Source organism: Tautonia marina, from assembly GCF_009177065.1.
GTDB classification, from domain to species: domain Bacteria; phylum Planctomycetota; class Planctomycetia; order Isosphaerales; family Isosphaeraceae; genus Tautonia; species Tautonia marina.
Genome location: NZ_WEZF01000010.1, coordinates 124,538 through 140,228 on the forward strand (window position 1 = coordinate 124,538; position 15,691 = coordinate 140,228).

Genomic DNA, 15,691 nt, shown 5'->3' on the forward strand with positions numbered 1-15,691 from the left:
CCTTGTCCTACCCTGCCTGCTCCTGGCGGCAATCGCCGCCTTGATTCGGGATCCTTGCCTTCGGGCCGATGACTGATCCGGCGGATCGAATCCGCAAGGCGATCGAAGCATCGGCCCTCGACTGTCGTGGGGGCCTGTCAGTCCTCTTGGCCCCCACCCGGTTCCCATCGTTGCATCGCATCAGACCGACGGCTCATTGTGGCCGGTGGCCGGTCGTCCTGTGTCTGGTCGAGCCTCGTACAGTCGAGCGTGAGCCAACGCGTTCAGGATCGCCGGTGCCTCGTCCAGAGGTCGCCTCCGATCTTCACCATCAATTCTCCGACCGGAATATCGAATCGCATCACACGCCTCGACCATCTCTCCGACCCGATCGGCAAGCGAGAGGTTTCTCGTGAGGGTCTCAATCGCCTCGCGAGCCTCGGGAGGCGTCAACGCCCCTTCCGGCCGGCCCATCGCCAGGTGAAGAAACCCGACCACCGCGCCGACCGCAAGATCGGCGCGTGTCACACCTTCGAGCGAGTGAATCCTTCGCGCGGCCCGAACGGCCAGACGATGCGGTGATCGGTTCCATCGTCGAACCGTTCGCCCAGTGATCACCGTCAGGAACAGACCGACTCCCACCATCCCGATCCCTGTGATCCATCGACTCCAGTCGTTTCGGATCGCCCGGGGTTCCTCCTCCTCCAACGTCGCGACTTCGATCATGGCAGGGTCGAACCGAGGAGGATCCTCCACGCGAATGGAAACACTCGTGCTACTGACCGTTTGATAGCGTCGTGTTTCGGGATCGAACCAGGCAACCAGGACCGGGGCCAGCCGCAGGGTTCCGGCCTCAGTGGGGCGGACGCGATCGGTCACCGTTCGAGCGGGAGCAGCGACATCGAGGAGGGAGGTTTCCGGCTCAATCTCTGCGGGAAGCGTTCCGCCGTCCGGTCCTCGGAGCGTCGGCCGAACCGTTGAGCCGAACGCACCTTGTCCCTTGATCCGAACCGAAACGAGGGAGGATTCCCCAAGTCGGATTGCCTCAGGCTGCGCGATCAGCTCAAGCTCCAGCGGCCCGACTCCGCCAAGAAACCACGGGGGCCTTCCGTAAGCCGGAGGAACGATGGCATTGAGGCGAATGGGCCTGCTTGCTCCCTGGCGATCACCGACCCTTGCCCGAATCGCCGGCACCAGCACGTTGCCGCTCGCTCGGGGAACCAGCAGGAGGTCAAAACGATACAGGTTCGTCTCGTGAACCATCGTCCCAATCGCTCCCGCGGTGATCGGCCGCACATCGCTCCCGACCAGAATCAGATCCACCTGGTCGACCTCGGGAAGGTCGATCACCGGGAGTTCCTCTGCCGCCGTCACGAGAAGCCGAACCGGGATCGCCTGGCCGAGGTAATGCGGTCCCTCTGGAACCTGCTCGAATCGAACGGGCAACCGCCCCTCCTGACTGGCGAAGGCTCCCGAACCGAGCACCAGCGTCAGAACCCAGGCAGTCAACCAGAACACGCGCCGGTCAATCGACGGACTTTCCCCTCCAGAAGCTCTGCGGAAGCAACCGCTCAGCGATTGCCCGCGGGCAACGAGTGCGGAATCGAGCATCCCTTTGATCATCTTGAGACCGTGAGGTGTTCTTCCCAAGGGGCGTTACCAGTTGGGTTCGTTGTGTTGGGAAGCGGGCACACGCGGGAGGTCGGGAAAGCGCCGTTCTCGGGCCGTTCGAATGGAATCAAGGGCGCGAGCGAGGCGATCGGCCGGAGAATCGGATCGGCGGGAGGGCCGTCCCGACGCATTGCCCGTGCCGGGACTCGTGGTGGTTCCGGAAGGGCCCACGCTGCTTGGGTCGGTCCCCGTCGAATCGGTGCCTGGGGACTCATCGGCTCCAGGAACCTCGTTTGAAGATTGCTCCTCCGGGGTCTCGGAAGGTCGTTCCTGATCGGGTTCGCCGGAAGTCCCATCAGGGCCATCCGTGGGGACGCTTTCGGTCGGAGGTTCGACAGATTCCCATTGTCGGACGGCAAACAAGCGATTCTCGCGTGCAAAGGAGCGAATCCGATCGTAACGCTCGCCCGTGACGGTGGACGTGAGACATTCGTCGTAATGACGGATGGCCTCGGGCAGTTCTCCGAGCGCCAGTGAGCAATTTCCCAACGCATAATCGATCTTGAGTTTGAGCCGATCATCAGCGCGATCACGAGCCACGCGATACCGGGCCTGGGCTTCCTCAAATCGGCCGAGTTGATAGAGAGCCGCCGCGGAGTTGTACGCGGGAACCGCCTGCTCAGGGGCGAGACGCTCTGCCTGCTCGAAGGCATCGAGCGCAGCGGCAAAATCCTTCTGCTCAAACGCCAGGCGCCCCGTACGAATGGCGTCGGCCACCGATCGGAGTTCAGTCGAGTTCTCCTGAACCATCCCCAGCGAGACTGTGGTCAACCCGATCACGACCATCCAGGAGGTCCACCAGGGTTTGCGGCGCGGGATGGATCGCGGCCAGGGCCAGGCACCGATCAACCCAATCCCCAATCCCACGAGAAGAAACAGCCGGAACCGCTCGGCCCGTTCCGGCCGTTGAAAGGCGTCTCGGGAGCGTTGTTGCACGGGAAGGATGTGCTGTTCATACAGAGTGGTCAGGTCTGCCGAGGCCAGTCCGATCGGCAAGAAGGCTCCACCGGTGGCCAGAGCCAAACCTCGGAGTTCGCGGTCCATCCGTCGCGTCTTGACCGGTTCGCCCTGGAACAGGAACAGCGGCCGACGCTCAGCCTGGGCCGCACCCAACGGAATCGGGTGGCCCTGGTCGCGATCGCCGAGGGCGATTGTCTGCACGACCACTCCGAGGTTTCGGGCTCGCTCCACCTGTCGTTCCCAGCGCCGTTGATGGTCCTCACCGTCGGAGATCATCATCACAATCCGGCCGCCGTCTCGGGGTTCGTCGTCGAAGGCGTCGAGCGCCGTTTCAAGTCCGGCTCCAAGGTCCGTTCCCGAGGGTTCGACGCAACCGGGTCGAAGCGATTTCAAGACCTCAACAACCGCTCCCAGATTCGACGTCAGGGGACAACGGATCACTCCCCGGCCCGCGAAGGCCACGACCCCGACCCGATCGCCGGAATCTCGGCCGATCACTCGCGTGAGTTCCTCAGCGATCCGGACGGCATTCCCGAGCCGATTGGGAACCACATCCTCTGCCGCCATGCTCCAACTGACGTCGATGGCCAGGATCAGGTCTCTCCCAGGGGGGAGCGGCACGGCCGGTTCTCGCCCCCATCGAGGTTGGGCCATTGCAACGACGAAAAAAGACATCGCCAGCAACCACGCGGCTCCCCCATCGCCCGGCGAGCGTCCCGACTGCGCAAGGGCTTTCCAATCCGATCGACGACGGCGAGCGGCGAGAAGAACCGTCACTCCGACCATCGGCACGACCGCAATACACCAGAACCAGAGAGGCTGGGCGAATTCCAACGGTTCGAGGCTCCCGGGAGGGTCAGTCAAATTTGAGTGTCTCGAAGACGATTCCCCCCTCACGCAACCGTTCGATCGACGCATTCAGGGCAATCGTCGAGTTCGGGTCGCCACAGCGACCCGATCGATCACGAGCAAGACGAGGGCCGCGACGACCCAGGGCGAGTACTCCTCTCGGTATCGGGTCAGGATCTCGCCGGTGAACGGGCGTTTTTCCAGGGTATCGATTCGGTCGAACACCTGGTCAAGCATCTCGGCACTTTCGGCGGAAAACGCCGCGCCGTTCCCAAGTTCGGCCCATCGATCGAGGGCGACGGGATCGTAGCCCTCTTGAAGCTGTTCGGGGTAGGAAATCCCCGTCCCCGGCACGTCGATGCGAACCATCCCTCCCGGAGCCCCGATCCCGATGGTGTAAAGGCGAGCCCCCAGCCGCTGCACCAGCATGGCGGCCTCATCGGGATCAAGCCAGTCGGGGGTTGCCGCAGCATCGGGCTCATTCTGACCATCGGTCAAGAGCACGATCACCCCCTCGGACGGCTCCGTGTCGAGAACGGCCTGAAGCGACCAGGCAATGGCGTCGCCGATGTTCGTTGCGTTCTCACCCGGGCGAGCAGGCTCCAACGAAGCCAGGAGGGCACGCAGCACGTCATGATCGAGCGTTGGAGGACAGATCAGGTCCGGGTACGTCCCGAATCCAACCAGACCGATCAGGTCGTCAGGTCGGCCACGAATGAATCGATCGATGGTCCTTCGGGCGGCTTCGAGTCGAGAGATGAAGGCGGTGTCATCGATCGGGACATCCTCCGCCGTCATGGTGAGGCTCTGGTCCACTGCGAGGAGAATGGACACCCCCCGGCCGGCGATCAAGGTCCGGCCGGCGACCGTCTGCGGTCTGGCGATCGCCACCACCAGGCACGCAATTGCCAGCGCTCTGAAACCCAAACAGACCTGTCGGAGCCATCCTGCCCCCCCTTGCCTCCAGGCTCGTGGCGGGATGATCCTCAGCGACGACCACTGCACGCGCGGCCGGACCCACTCCGCGACCCAGGGCATCGCCGCGAGCACAAGCAAGATCAGCCACCAGGGTTCAGCAAGACGCATGATTCCATCACGTTGCGGCGACCGGATCGAATCGGGATCGTCAGATCGGCACATTCCCGACGACGGCGCCCTGGCGAGCCGCCAGGGCTCGGGCAAGGGCGGTTTCGGGGTCGGGATCGAGGATCGTCAGGTGGCCCATCTTCCGGCCCATCGGCGCGGCCCCTTTGCCGTAAAGATGCAGCGAAGCGGCCGGGTCGGTTCTCAGGGCATTGGACCAGTCGGGCGGACCGCCGCTCCAAAGGTCCCCAAGCAGGTTCACCATCGCCGCGGGAGATCGTAGCGTCGTGGGCCCGATCGGTAATCCGCAAAGCGCCCGGACCTGCTGCTCAAACTGACTGGTGGTCGCCGCCTCGATCGTCAGGTGGCCGGAGTTGTGCGGCCGAGGAGCGATCTCATTGACTCTGAGCGTCCCCTCGCGAGCCAGGAAACACTCGACACAAAGGACCCCGACGTACCCCATTGCCTCGGCGATGGTTCGGGCCAGGTCACGAGCCTCCTGCGAGACGATCGGCCCGACCGGAGCGGGCATGAGGGTCGAATCGAGGATGTGCCGTTCGTGGCGGTTCATGCCAACGGGGAACGTCTCCATCTGGCCATCCCGCCCCCTGGCAACGAGGACGGAAATTTCGGCCGTGAAGTCCACGACCCCCTCAGCCACACAGGGAACCCGCCCCAGCGCGTCCCAGGCATCGAGCGCCTTGCCCGGTTCGTCGATCCGGATTTGCCCCTTGCCGTCATAGCCCGAGGACGCTGTCTTCAGAATCATCGACGGCCCAACTTCAGCCACCGCGACCGCCAGTTCCTCCGCAGAGCGTACCGGCTTCCAGGGAGCGGTCGGCAGGCCGTGCCGCGAAAGGAACGTTTTTTCCCGCAAGCGGTTCTGGCTGATCCGAACCGCTCGCCAGTCGGGACGGGTCGGAATCCGAGCAGAAAGCCACCGGAGGCCCGCGCTGGACACGTTCTCAAACTCGACGGTGACCGCCTCAACCCGGGAAACGAACCGCTGGAGCGTCCGAAGATCGTCGTCCTTCCCCTTCACCACTTCATGAGCAACCTGAGCGGCCGGCCCGTCCGCCTCATCGGTCAACACAACGGTTCGGTAGCCCATCCGCTGCGCAGCCTGGATAAACATCCGGCCAAGCTGGCCACCGCCGACCACGCCAAGCGAGGCAGGAGGCAAGAGAATCTCGGTTCCGACAGAAGAACTCATACCGGCGACTCCGGGACCGAATCGGTTTGCGAGGCCCGAAACGCGGCAAGGGCCGATCGGATGTTCGCATGTTGCCTCGCGAGGATGGCGGCGGCCAGCAACGCCGCGTTCGCGGCACCGGCCGCGCCGATGGCCAGGGTGCCGACCGGAACGCCCCGAGGCATTTGAACGATCGACAGGAGCGAATCGACCCCCCGCAGTGTCTTCGACTCGACCGGCACGCCAAGCACCGGCAATTCCGAAACCGCCGCGAGCATTCCCGGCAAATGGGCCGCCCCTCCAGCTCCGGCGATGATCACCTGAAGTCCCCTGCCCTCGGCCTCACGACCATAAGCGACCAGACGGTCAGGGGTTCGGTGCGCTGAGACAACTCGCACCTCATGGGGAACCTCCAGACTTGCCAGGAGTTCCGACGCATGGCGCATCGTCTCCCAGTCGGAAGTGCTTCCCATGACGACACCCACCATCGGATTGATTGCGTTCGAAACGGATTGCTCGCCCATTGGGATTGCCGATTGCCTGCTCGATCCGGGACCGATTCATGAACCCGCCGCCTGTCGACGGTTCCCCGTCATCCCGTGCTTCGGGTTCGGGGTGTCTTATTCTGATTCTAGCAGGAGAACGACACGACGCCCTCACCCAGCCCTCGCAAGTTGGTCCGGGCCACGCAGATTCTCAACGGACAGTTGGACTCCCGAATCGGCAGTCGCTCCACCTGATTGCGTAAGTTTAGAACTCATCACGATCCCGGTTCCTGCGCGTCTGATTCGGAGGCTGGGTCCACCCTCGATCGCCCTTGCCGGAGTCGGAGGTCGAGGTGTACAGTTACCCGAGACGCGGGTCCTTTCAGCCCGCATCCCAGCAAACACCGAATCGAAACGCTCCGTCGCGCTGGGGCAACTGACCGTCTCTCGTGTGGACACTCATCAAGAGGGGTGCAAAGACCGGACATGGCGACCGATCTCCCCCCTCCTCTGGAGGTCTATCTCCTGGGCCTGATCGACTTCGACGAGGCCCAGTTACTCCAGCAACGGCTTGTTTACGATCTGGGAGAGTCGGAGGCCGCGGGGGCCCTGGTGCTCTGCGAACACCCTCCGACGATCAGCATCGGCCGATCCGGAAGCCGAGCGCACATCGTGGCCGATGATGAGGAACTCAAACGGCTTGGGATCGAAGTGCGCTGGGTAAACCGAGGTGGAGGCACCTTGCTCCATCTTCCCGGTCAACTCAATGCCTATCTGACGCTCGACCTTTCCCGGGCCGGTCTGGATCTTCGGGCGTATGTCGATGGACTTCAACGGGCACTCGTCGACCTGCTGGCCGAATTCGATCTGAAGGGAACATCCCGCCCCCCAGCACCTGGCGTCTTCATCGGCAACGCTCGGGTCGCGTCGATCGGCGTGGCCGTGAAACGATGGATTGCCTATCATGGATTGACACTGAACGTTGGTCCGTTTCTGGAGCCGTTCCAGATTCTCGATGAGCCTGGTCCCGAGGATCGTTCCCTTCGGCTCACCTCGCTCGAGGCCCAGCGACAGCGTCCCGCCCCGATGCCGAAGGTTCGGGAATCGTTGATCCGGCACCTGGAGACCACTTTCGGGATGAGCCGGCATCACGTCTACACCGATCACCCGATGGTCCGCCGCAAGGCCCGATTGCATGCCTACGCTCAAAGCCTCGGATAAAACCCCCGATCGCCCCTCAATGCCCTCCTTGCCGATCGTCGGTCCCGACGGTCGCGCCGTGGCGGAGGTTCCGCATCGTCGGCTTCCCTCGTGGCTCAAACGCCCCTTGCCGAGTTCCGGCGGCATGGGACCGACAGCACAGCTCATCGAGGAACTCGGCCTCGAAACGATTTGCGAATCGGGTAAATGTCCCAATCGCTCCGAGTGCTGGACCCGCAAGACCGCCTCGTTCATGATCCTCGGCGAGGTCTGCACCCGCCCCTGCGGATTTTGCTCGGTGCCCCGAGGCAAGCCTGATGCCCCGGCCATCGATGAGCCCGACCGCCTGGCCGAAGCCTGTGCCCGGCTCGGCCTGAAGCACGTGGTTATCACCTCCGTCACCCGAGACGACCTGCCCGACGGCGGTGCCGACCACTTCCGCCGTTGCATCCTGGCCGTTCGAGAGCGCACCGGAGCCGTTATCGAGGTCTTGACCCCCGACTTTGACGGCGACACCTCGGCCATCGACATCGTGCTGTCCGCATCCCCCGAGGTCTTCAACCACAACCTGGAAACGGTGGCTCGGTTGCAGCGTTATGTGCGACGGAAAAGCCAGTATGCCGTCAGCCTCGCCGTCCTCAAGTACGCCAAGCACGCACGGCCCGACTTGCTCACCAAAAGCGGTCTGATGCTGGGCCTGGGCGAGACGACCGAGGAGGTCATCGAGACAATGAGCGACCTCCGCGCCGTCGGATGCGACCTGTTGACGATTGGTCAATACCTCCGCCCCTCGCCGAAACACCTGCCGGTCGAGCGCTACCTGCCCCCCGAGGAATTCGACGAACTGGGCCGAATCGCCCGTTCCCTCGGTTTTCTTGACGTCGCCAGTGGCCCGTTCGTCCGGTCGAGCTATCATGCCGATCGGATGGCAGCCTCCTCGTCAGAGCCTCTCGCAGGTTCGAACTCGCCCTCGGAGCAGTGTTCGATCCTTCCCGCGTCGATCGAATCACCCTCGTGATTCTCTCGAAGAAGGGCGAACCGAGCCTTGTCGGTCTGCCTTCGGAACGGGATTCGATTGAGTTCGGGAACCTCTTTCAGAAAGAATCATGGACGCCATGAGAGCGATTTTGCGAACATCGACGCTCGTGCTTGCCTTGATCACGCCGATGGTGATGATTGCGGGGTGTGGGGGCGACGATCCCGCGCCGATCGCCGCATCCCCGGACGAACCGCTCAAGCTCGGCGATGATTCGCCCCTCGATCAGCTCGGTGCCGATCCGGGCCAAAATTGATCGATCTCGGGCCTCGCAGACGGGATCGGTTGGCTGGTTCGCCCCCCCATTCAGCCTTCCGACCCTCGCCACGTGTGAAGAAAGGACCCAACGGCCCCCCTTGCAGGCCGGTCTTGCAAACCTGATCAGGCTCGCCCTCACCCACCCGATCGCAGGTTGAATAACCCATGCACAGGTCTGGTTGCGAGGCCCCTTCAACAAATCTTCTCTGTTTGCACACAAGATTCTGGCTTGAACATGGTAATCTCATCCAGGCCGGGATAAATTGTTTGTCCAGGTTTCGGATTCGAAACGGATTCAGGCATGGCGACGGCCATCCTTCGTTGGAATCATCAGCTTCCCTTTTTCCGGCGACCGAGTGAGCGACGATGTACAAAAAGCTGCTGGTCATGGTACTGACCACAAATGCCCTTCTCCTGGCATTCTTGCTCCCCGGCTGTGGTTCGGATTCAGGACGGGCTCCGGTCGATGGTGAGCCCCCTGTTCCCACCGCAGAGGAAAAAGCAGAGCTCAAAGTCGATTACAGTCAGAAGTAACCATCAGACAATGCTCGCCTGCTTGCTCCTGCCCTGAAGATCATTTCCCTCCTTCCGCCCATTTGCTCTCCACGAGGCAACCATGAACCCTGCCGTACTCAACCGGCCGCGTCGAGCCGGTTTTACCCTGATCGAACTGCTCGTCGTCATTGCCATCATCGGTGTTTTGATCGCCTTGCTCCTGCCCGCCGTGCAATCGGCCCGTGAAGCGGCTCGGCGCAGCCAGTGCGTCAACAACCTGAAGCAGTTGGCGCTTGCGGCCAACAACTACGAAAGCACCTACGGCAGCCTTCCCCCCGGCAACCTGAACCAGCGATGGGCTGGCGGCGGGAATGTTTGGTACACCGGCGTGAACAGCTTCGCGTTCATGCTCCACTTCGTGGAGGCGGGCTCACTCTTCGAAGCCTATAATTTCGACCTCTCGATGCGAGACGGTGCCAACGTCACGGCTGCCGCGACGAACCTCTCGGTGCTCTGGTGCCCCAGCGACCCGGAGGTTTCCGCGCTTTCGCCGCTGCACCCCTGGTACGACTTCCAGCCGCCCGGCTTCACGCAAGCCGCCCGAAGCTATGTCGGCAACCGCGGCACGTTCTGGATGACCGACTTCCGCTACAACACCCTCGACCCCTGCTACTCGACCGTCACCCGGACGGCCACCGGCACGATCTTCGACGGGAGCGCCGTCAAGCTCGCCGAGGTGCGGGACGGCACCAGCAACACCTTCCTCTTTAGCGAAGCGGCCTTCGGCGAACTCTGGCCCGACTCCCGCAAGTACTGGAATCGCTGGTGGCACTCCGGCTGGATGGAAGACGCCTTCTTCGATACGACCATCCCGATCAATAAGGGTGGCCCGAACGATGTTCCCCGAACGGGGCCAAACGACACTCGGTTCAGTTGGGCTAGCGTGACTGCAACATCTAGCTACCACCCCGGCGGGGCCAACTTCGCCTTCGTCGACGGCTCAGTTCGTTTCATCAAGGAAACGATTAACACCTGGACGCTCGACGCGAATTTGATGCCGGTTGGCCATCAGGCCCAGACCTGTGGGAGCTGGACCTACTACACCCAGGGAGCCGCCGTCCCCGGCGTCTACCAGGCCCTCTCGACCCGCCGAGGCGGCGAGGTCATCAGCGCCGATCAATATTGATCGGCTCGCCTGATTCGGGTCCTCCGAACGTTGGGTTGAGCGTCGCGCCGGGACGGCCTTCGGGGTCGTCTCGGCGTCGTCGTGCGCGAACCCGGCAGCGCCGAACTCATTCTGCTAGATGAATCCTTCGTGCCAGTTCGGTATGATGGTCTCTTGGCTTCGTTGTTCTCCGTCCGTCGGCTCATCCCGAGCCACTGATCCCCAGCCAGCCTGAACGATCGAGACCCGCCCGATGCCCGCGACGCTGTTCGAGAAGGTCTGGAACCGCCACGTCGTGACCTCCACCGAGGACGCGACCTTGCTTTACATCGACCGGCACCTCGTCCACGAGGTCACCAGCCCCCAGGCCTTCGAGGGGCTCCGCCTGACCGGCCGGAAGGTTCGTCGTCCCGACCTAACCTTCGCCACCCCCGACCACAACATTCCGACCGACGACCAGCTCGACATCAAGGACGCCCTCTCCCGCCGGCAGGTCGAGGCCCTTCGCGCCAATTGCCGCGAGTTCGGCGTTCGCCTCTACGATGTCGGCAGCGGCCACCAGGGGATCGTTCACGTGGTCGGTCCCGAGCTGGGCATCACCCTGCCCGGCCTGACGATCGTCTGCGGCGACAGCCACACCAGCACCCACGGCGCCTTCGGTGCGCTCGCGTTTGGTATCGGCACGAGCGAGGTCGAGCACGTTCTGGCCACCCAGACCCTCTGGCAAGGGCTCCGGCCGAAGTCGTACGGCATCGAGGTCACCGGGCGGCTCGCTCCCGGCCTGGAACCGAAGGACATCATCCTGGCGATCATCCGGGCCATCGGCACCGGTGGCGGGACCGGGAGCGTCTTCGAATACTATGGCCCGGCCATCGAAGCCCTCTCGATGGAAGGCCGCATGACCATCTGCAACATGTCGATCGAGGCCGGCGCCCGCGCCGGGATGATCGGCCCCGACGACACCACCTTTGCCTTCATCTCCCGGGAAGATCGCCCCTTCGCCCCCAAGGGAGCCGCGTTCGACGCCGCTGTCAAGGACTGGCAGGCCCTCCGAACCGACGACCCCTCGGCATTCGATAAGCACCTGACCATCGACGCTTCCTCGCTCGTCCCACAGGTCACCTGGGGAACGAATCCAGGGATGACCGTCGATGTGACCGGTGTGATCCCCGACCCGAGCGACGTGCCCTTCGCCTCTCGCGAAGACGCCGAGCGAGCCCTTGCCTACATGGGCCTGAAGCCCGGGACGCCGATCAACGAGATCCCGGTCGATGTGGTCTTCATCGGCTCCTGCACAAACGGCCGCATCGAGGACCTCCGCTCCGCCGCCGCCGTGCTCAAGGGGCGCAAGGTGTCACCGAGCGTTCGTGCCATGGTCGTCCCCGGCAGCGAGGCCGTCCGCGCCCAGGCCGAGGCCGAGGGGCTCGGCCGCATCTTCACCGAGGCCGGTGCCGAATGGCGGATGTCCGGCTGCTCGATGTGCCTGGCGATGAATCCCGACAAGCTCACCCCCGGCCAGCGATCCGCCAGCACCTCGAACCGCAACTTCGAAGGCCGACAGGGGCCGGGCGGTCGCACCCACCTCGTCAGCCCCGCCATGGCCGCCGCCGCCGCGGTCGCGGGCCATTTCACCGATGTTCGTACGCTCCTGAACGGGGGAAACTGACGCACATGGACGCCTTCACCACCCACCGCGGCAAGGTCGCCCTGCTCGACTGGAGCGACGTGAATACCGACCTGATCATCCCGGCCCGCTACCTGAAGCGGGTCGAGCGGACCGGATACGGCCCCCTGCTCTTTGCCGACAAACGATATGCTCCTGGAGGCGCTCCCGAGCCGGACGCCCCCGAGCAACACGGCCCGCTCGCCGACGACTTCCCCCTGAACCGCCCCGAGGCCGAGGGAGCCACTATTCTCGTCGTCGGCCGGAACTTCGGCTGTGGGTCGAGCCGCGAGCATGCGGTCTGGGCCGTTCAGCAAGCCGGCTATCGTGCCCTGATCGCCCCGATCAAGGGGGAAGGGTTCGCCGATATTTTCGAGGGGAACGCCTACAACAATGGCCTTCTGCCCATCGAATTGCCCGAGGCCGACTGGCAGGCGATTGCCGATCTCTCCCGATCAGACCCGGATCTGGCAGCAACGATCGACTTGAAGGCCGGGACGATCCACCTTCACCCGTCACAAGGGGGCGCGCCGGGGGCGATTCCCTTTGACGTCTCCGAAGGGGACCGTCATCGCTTGCTTCTCGGTCTCGACGCCATCGGCGAGACCCTTCAGCACGACAACCAAATTACCTCCTACGAGCAGCAAGCCCCGGCCTGGGCCGCCTCTCCGGGCGCGTGACGCGATTCGAGATCAATCAAGAATCGCTTGCGCCAAAGTCCCCCATTGTAGCCGCAAAGCCCGCCTCGCGAGGCAACGACGCGGTGGCAGGGCACCACAATCGCCAATCGGTTCCGGCCGTTCGCCCGTCCCACCGCGCGAACGGCCGACGCTCGTCCTATCGATCGGGCCTGCTCGGCGTACGATCGCGTTTCTCCATAGGGAATCGCTTGTAACGCGTCCCATGCCTCGCGTTCAAAGGGAGTCCCGACGAGAACCAGGGGCACTGTGAACCCTTCGCGACGGCCTTCGAAATACTCGGCCAGTTCGCTCCTCAGCAGCTCCAGGAGCGGATGCGGGCCGTTCTGGAGAAGGAACCGCGGTCTCTTTCGTACCGAGGGTTGCGGATTTCGAAACCGTTCCGCGTCGGGCTCAGAATCGTCAAATTCGAGCAGTGCGAGTCCTTGATCCATTGCTCCGGCGAGCAGCGGACCGATCGGGGTGTCGATCCGCGCCGTGGTCAGCACGATCGGCGCCCCTTGATCGGGGGTGAGATGTTCGAGGCGTGTCATGGACCCCCAAGCTCCCCGGTGACGAAACGAAGCCAAACCGTTTTCCTCGAGGTTTCGTACAAGGCAGTTTACAAGCTGGTAGCGATCATCGCGCATCTCAAGCTACGATCAACCGCGATCAACACCCCAGACCTTTCGGAGAACCTGGTCATGCGTAACCGGACTGCCCTGACGTCTCTACCGATCATCCTCGTCACGCTGACCACAAGCCCCTCGGCCCAAGGCGACGACCCCGCAGACGTGGCTCCCGGCTACGACATCCCGCTGATCGATCTGGCTGGGCAATCGGATCGCCAGGTGGTTGTCGACCGTGAGCAGGGTCAGTATCTCGGCCACCCCACGACCGTCCTGCTCGAAGATGGCCAGACGATGATCATCGTCTACCCCAAAGGGCACGGTCGAGGACCAATCGTCATGAAACGGAGCGAGGACGGCGGGCGATCCTGGTCCGATCGCCTGCCGGTCCCCGAAAACTGGGCGACCTCTCAGGAAACCCCCACGATCCATCGCGTGATCGATTCCGAAGGGACCAAACGGCTCATCCTGTTCTCGGGACTCTACCCCATCCGGATGGCGGTGAGCGAGGACGACGGCCAGAACTGGACTCCTCTTGAGCCGATTGGAGATTTCGGGGGTATCGTCGCCATGTCGTCCGTCGAACGATTGAACGACGGTTCCTACATGGCCCTTTTCCACGACGACGGTCGGTTTCTCCGAGGAGACGGCGAGCGGAAATCGTTCCAGGTCTTCAAAACGCTGTCCACCGACGGCGGTCTGACCTGGAGCGAGCCGGAAGTCATCGCCGAGCATCCGACCGCTCACCTCTGTGAGCCCGGATTGATCCGATCGCCGGACGGCTCCCAGATCGCCGTCTTGCTTCGCGAGAACAGCCGGACGATGAATTCGTTCCTGATCCTTTCCGACGACGAAGGGGCCACCTGGAGCGAACCCAGGGAGCTTCCCGGCGCCTTGACCGGCGACCGCCACGTGGGCAAGTACGCCCCCGACGGACGACTCTTTATCTCCTTCCGAGACACCACCCGAGAAAGTCCGACCCAGGGAGATTGGGTCGGCTGGGTCGGTACCTACGATGACCTCGTGGAGGGGCGTCAGGGCCAGTATCGCGTCCGCCTGATGAAGAACTACCGGGCCGCCGACTGCGCCTACCCCGGGGTCGAAATCCTTCCCGATGGCACGTTCGTCACCACGACGTACGGCCACTGGAGCGAGGGAGAAGCCCCGTACATCGTCAGCGTTCGCTTCTCACTCGACGAACTGGATGCGATGAATGACTGAGCAACGAGACGCTCAGCGATGATTCGCTGAGTTACCCTTCCGCAACGCGGCCGAACAAGAAAGAGGCCACGAACGATCCCAAAGAAGTGGAGAAAACTACCCGGCCAGGACTCGAACCTGGAAAAACAGGACCAAAACCTGTTGTGATACCAATTTCACCACCGGGTAAATTGACGCCGTTCAACCGACTGGCTCAGTGTATCAGATGAGGCGGGAGTCGAAAAGGTTCGACCCCTCCTCATCCTTCAACTTGCCGCCGAGATGTCACCAGATTCTCGGCCGGATGATTGCATGTTGTGAACCGAATAGGCCAGGTGTTCCAGTTGAACGCTCAGGTCCACCGCAACGACACTGACATCCTGCGGAACGAACAACGCCGTGGGAGTGAAGTTCAGCAGGCCCCGAATCCCGGCCGCCACTAATTGATCCGCCACGCGCTGGGCAGACTCGGCCGGCACACAAATGACGGCAAGCCGAAGTCCCTCAGCCGCGACGGTCTGAGGAAGTTCGTCGAGATGTTTGACAGTGAGTCCCTCAATGCACTGGCCCAGCTTCTTGGGATCGTTGTCAAAGATCGAGACGATGTGAAAGCGTCGGACCCGAAATCCTTTATAACCGAGCAAGGCGCGGCCAAGGTTCCCGAGCCCGACCAGGGCGGTCGGCCAGTCGCGATCGACTCCGAGAATCGTTCGAAGCTCGGCGATCAGGTCAGGAATGCGATAGCCCAGCCCCGGTTGACCGAACTGTCCAAAATACGCCAGGTCTTTACGGACTTGCGCATCGTTGAGCCCTAACGACTTCCCAAGCTGGCTGCTTGAAATCGTCTCCCGTCCCTGTCGGGCAAACGTTTCCAATTGCCGGAGGTAAAGGCTCAAACGCCCGACCACCGCCTTGGGTGCAGGCTTGGGTGACGGATTGTCGTGATGAGGCTCCCGCACCAGACCGGACCCTCCTGGTTGGGGACGGGGCGACCGAGGACCGAGTTGGCTCTGCAGTTCCGTTGGCGTGGGCATCGGTCCGCTGGAATTTTCGGAAACGGGCCATAACCACAATCGCGCCGCCCAAAAGTCTCGTTCGCCTAATCAAAACCATCCTTTTCGGGCAAGTCCACCCTTTGAGATTATCGGG

14 protein-coding genes and 1 tRNA gene are annotated in these 15,691 nt (G+C 63.1%); 7 read left to right on the forward strand and 8 right to left on the reverse strand.

Annotated elements, in window-relative coordinates; genetic code table 11:
• Positions 1-180: 180 nt before the first annotated feature.
• The 5 genes from GA615_RS13745 to purE all read right to left on the reverse strand — a co-directional run bounded on the left by GA615_RS13745 (position 181) and on the right by purE (position 6,207).
• Positions 181-1,497, reverse strand: coding sequence for a BatD family protein (locus tag GA615_RS13745; protein ID WP_161602329.1), 1,317 nt, complete (start codon positions 1,495-1,497; stop codon positions 181-183).
• 138 nt (positions 1,498-1,635) lie between these two features.
• Positions 1,636-3,231 (reverse strand): VWA domain-containing protein, encoded by a 1,596-nt coding sequence (locus GA615_RS13750; RefSeq protein ID WP_161602330.1) that lies wholly within the window; start codon positions 3,229-3,231, stop codon positions 1,636-1,638.
• A 297-nt stretch (positions 3,232-3,528) separates the two neighbouring features.
• Complete coding sequence (locus tag GA615_RS13755) at positions 3,529-4,545, reverse strand: vWA domain-containing protein (RefSeq protein ID WP_152051880.1); 1,017 nt, start codon at positions 4,543-4,545, stop codon at positions 3,529-3,531.
• Between the two features lie 40 nt (positions 4,546-4,585).
• The gene (locus tag GA615_RS13760; protein ID WP_152051881.1) at positions 4,586-5,755 is read right to left on the reverse strand and encodes a 5-(carboxyamino)imidazole ribonucleotide synthase; all 1,170 of its coding nucleotides are present in this window, start codon (positions 5,753-5,755) and stop codon (positions 4,586-4,588) included.
• Positions 5,752-6,207 (reverse strand): 5-(carboxyamino)imidazole ribonucleotide mutase, encoded by a 456-nt coding sequence (gene purE / locus GA615_RS13765; RefSeq protein WP_315851674.1) that lies wholly within the window; start codon positions 6,205-6,207, stop codon positions 5,752-5,754. The genes GA615_RS13760 and purE overlap by 4 nt, the downstream gene beginning before the upstream one ends.
• A 498-nt stretch (positions 6,208-6,705) precedes the next feature.
• Between purE and lipB the strand changes: the two genes are divergently transcribed.
• The 6 genes from lipB (at position 6,706) to leuD (ending at position 12,716) form a co-directional block, all read left to right on the forward strand.
• Positions 6,706-7,440, forward strand: a complete 735-nt coding sequence (gene lipB, locus GA615_RS13770; RefSeq protein ID WP_152051883.1) for a lipoyl(octanoyl) transferase LipB — start codon at positions 6,706-6,708, stop codon at positions 7,438-7,440.
• On the forward strand, positions 7,415-8,437 hold the full coding sequence (lipA, locus tag GA615_RS13775; RefSeq protein WP_152051884.1) for a lipoyl synthase: 1,023 nt from the start codon (positions 7,415-7,417) through the stop codon (positions 8,435-8,437). The genes lipB and lipA overlap by 26 nt, the downstream gene beginning before the upstream one ends.
• A 97-nt stretch (positions 8,438-8,534) precedes the next feature.
• The gene (locus GA615_RS27495; protein WP_161602331.1) at positions 8,535-8,711 is read left to right on the forward strand and encodes a hypothetical protein; all 177 of its coding nucleotides are present in this window, start codon (positions 8,535-8,537) and stop codon (positions 8,709-8,711) included.
• A gap of 618 nt (positions 8,712-9,329) precedes the next feature.
• Positions 9,330-10,394 carry a DUF1559 domain-containing protein gene (locus GA615_RS13780; protein ID WP_152051982.1) on the forward strand — a complete coding sequence of 355 codons (1,065 nt, stop codon included), beginning with the start codon at positions 9,330-9,332 and terminating at the stop codon, positions 10,392-10,394.
• 232 nt (positions 10,395-10,626) lie between these two features.
• Entirely contained in the window at positions 10,627-12,039 is a 1,413-nt protein-coding gene (gene leuC, locus GA615_RS13785; protein WP_152051885.1) for a 3-isopropylmalate dehydratase large subunit, read from the forward strand.
• A 5-nt stretch (positions 12,040-12,044) separates the two neighbouring features.
• A complete protein-coding gene (leuD, locus tag GA615_RS13790; protein WP_152051886.1) occupies positions 12,045-12,716 on the forward strand; it encodes a 3-isopropylmalate dehydratase small subunit in 672 nt (223 codons plus the stop codon).
• On the opposite strand, the gene GA615_RS13795 is transcribed toward leuD, so the two are convergent.
• The gene (locus tag GA615_RS13795) at positions 12,671-13,267 is read right to left on the reverse strand and encodes a methylated-DNA--[protein]-cysteine S-methyltransferase (RefSeq protein WP_152051887.1); all 597 of its coding nucleotides are present in this window, start codon (positions 13,265-13,267) and stop codon (positions 12,671-12,673) included. The two genes, leuD and GA615_RS13795, sit on opposite strands and share 46 nt — an antisense overlap.
• A gap of 150 nt (positions 13,268-13,417) precedes the next feature.
• Between GA615_RS13795 and GA615_RS13800 the strand changes: the two genes are divergently transcribed.
• On the forward strand, positions 13,418-14,563 hold the full coding sequence (locus tag GA615_RS13800; protein WP_152051888.1) for a sialidase family protein: 1,146 nt from the start codon (positions 13,418-13,420) through the stop codon (positions 14,561-14,563).
• Between the two features lie 96 nt (positions 14,564-14,659).
• Here the strand turns inward: GA615_RS13800 and GA615_RS13805 are convergent.
• Together GA615_RS13805 and GA615_RS13810 are read right to left on the reverse strand one after the other, a co-directional pair.
• Positions 14,660-14,731: transfer RNA gene (locus GA615_RS13805), tRNA-Gln, on the reverse strand.
• A 77-nt stretch (positions 14,732-14,808) separates the two neighbouring features.
• Entirely contained in the window at positions 14,809-15,501 is a 693-nt protein-coding gene (locus GA615_RS13810) for a redox-sensing transcriptional repressor Rex (protein WP_235905415.1), read from the reverse strand.
• Positions 15,502-15,691: the final 190 nt, after the last annotated feature.

Coding starts and splice junctions, on each gene's coding strand:
- purE (WP_315851674.1), bottom strand. CDS start 6,207: ATGGGAAGCACTTCCGACTGGGAGACGATGCGCCATGCGTCGGAACTC.
- lipB (WP_152051883.1), top strand. CDS start 6,706: ATGGCGACCGATCTCCCCCCTCCTCTGGAGGTCTATCTCCTGGGCCTG.
- GA615_RS13795 (WP_152051887.1), bottom strand. CDS start 13,267: ATGACACGCCTCGAACATCTCACCCCCGATCAAGGGGCGCCGATCGTG.
- GA615_RS13755 (WP_152051880.1), bottom strand. CDS start 4,545: ATGCGTCTTGCTGAACCCTGGTGGCTGATCTTGCTTGTGCTCGCGGCG.
- lipA (WP_152051884.1), top strand. CDS start 7,415: ATGCCTACGCTCAAAGCCTCGGATAAAACCCCCGATCGCCCCTCAATG.
- leuD (WP_152051886.1), top strand. CDS start 12,045: ATGGACGCCTTCACCACCCACCGCGGCAAGGTCGCCCTGCTCGACTGG.
- GA615_RS13780 (WP_152051982.1), top strand. CDS start 9,330: ATGAACCCTGCCGTACTCAACCGGCCGCGTCGAGCCGGTTTTACCCTG.
- GA615_RS13760 (WP_152051881.1), bottom strand. CDS start 5,755: ATGAGTTCTTCTGTCGGAACCGAGATTCTCTTGCCTCCTGCCTCGCTT.
- GA615_RS27495 (WP_161602331.1), top strand. CDS start 8,535: ATGAGAGCGATTTTGCGAACATCGACGCTCGTGCTTGCCTTGATCACG.
- GA615_RS13800 (WP_152051888.1), top strand. CDS start 13,418: ATGCGTAACCGGACTGCCCTGACGTCTCTACCGATCATCCTCGTCACG.
- leuC (WP_152051885.1), top strand. CDS start 10,627: ATGCCCGCGACGCTGTTCGAGAAGGTCTGGAACCGCCACGTCGTGACC.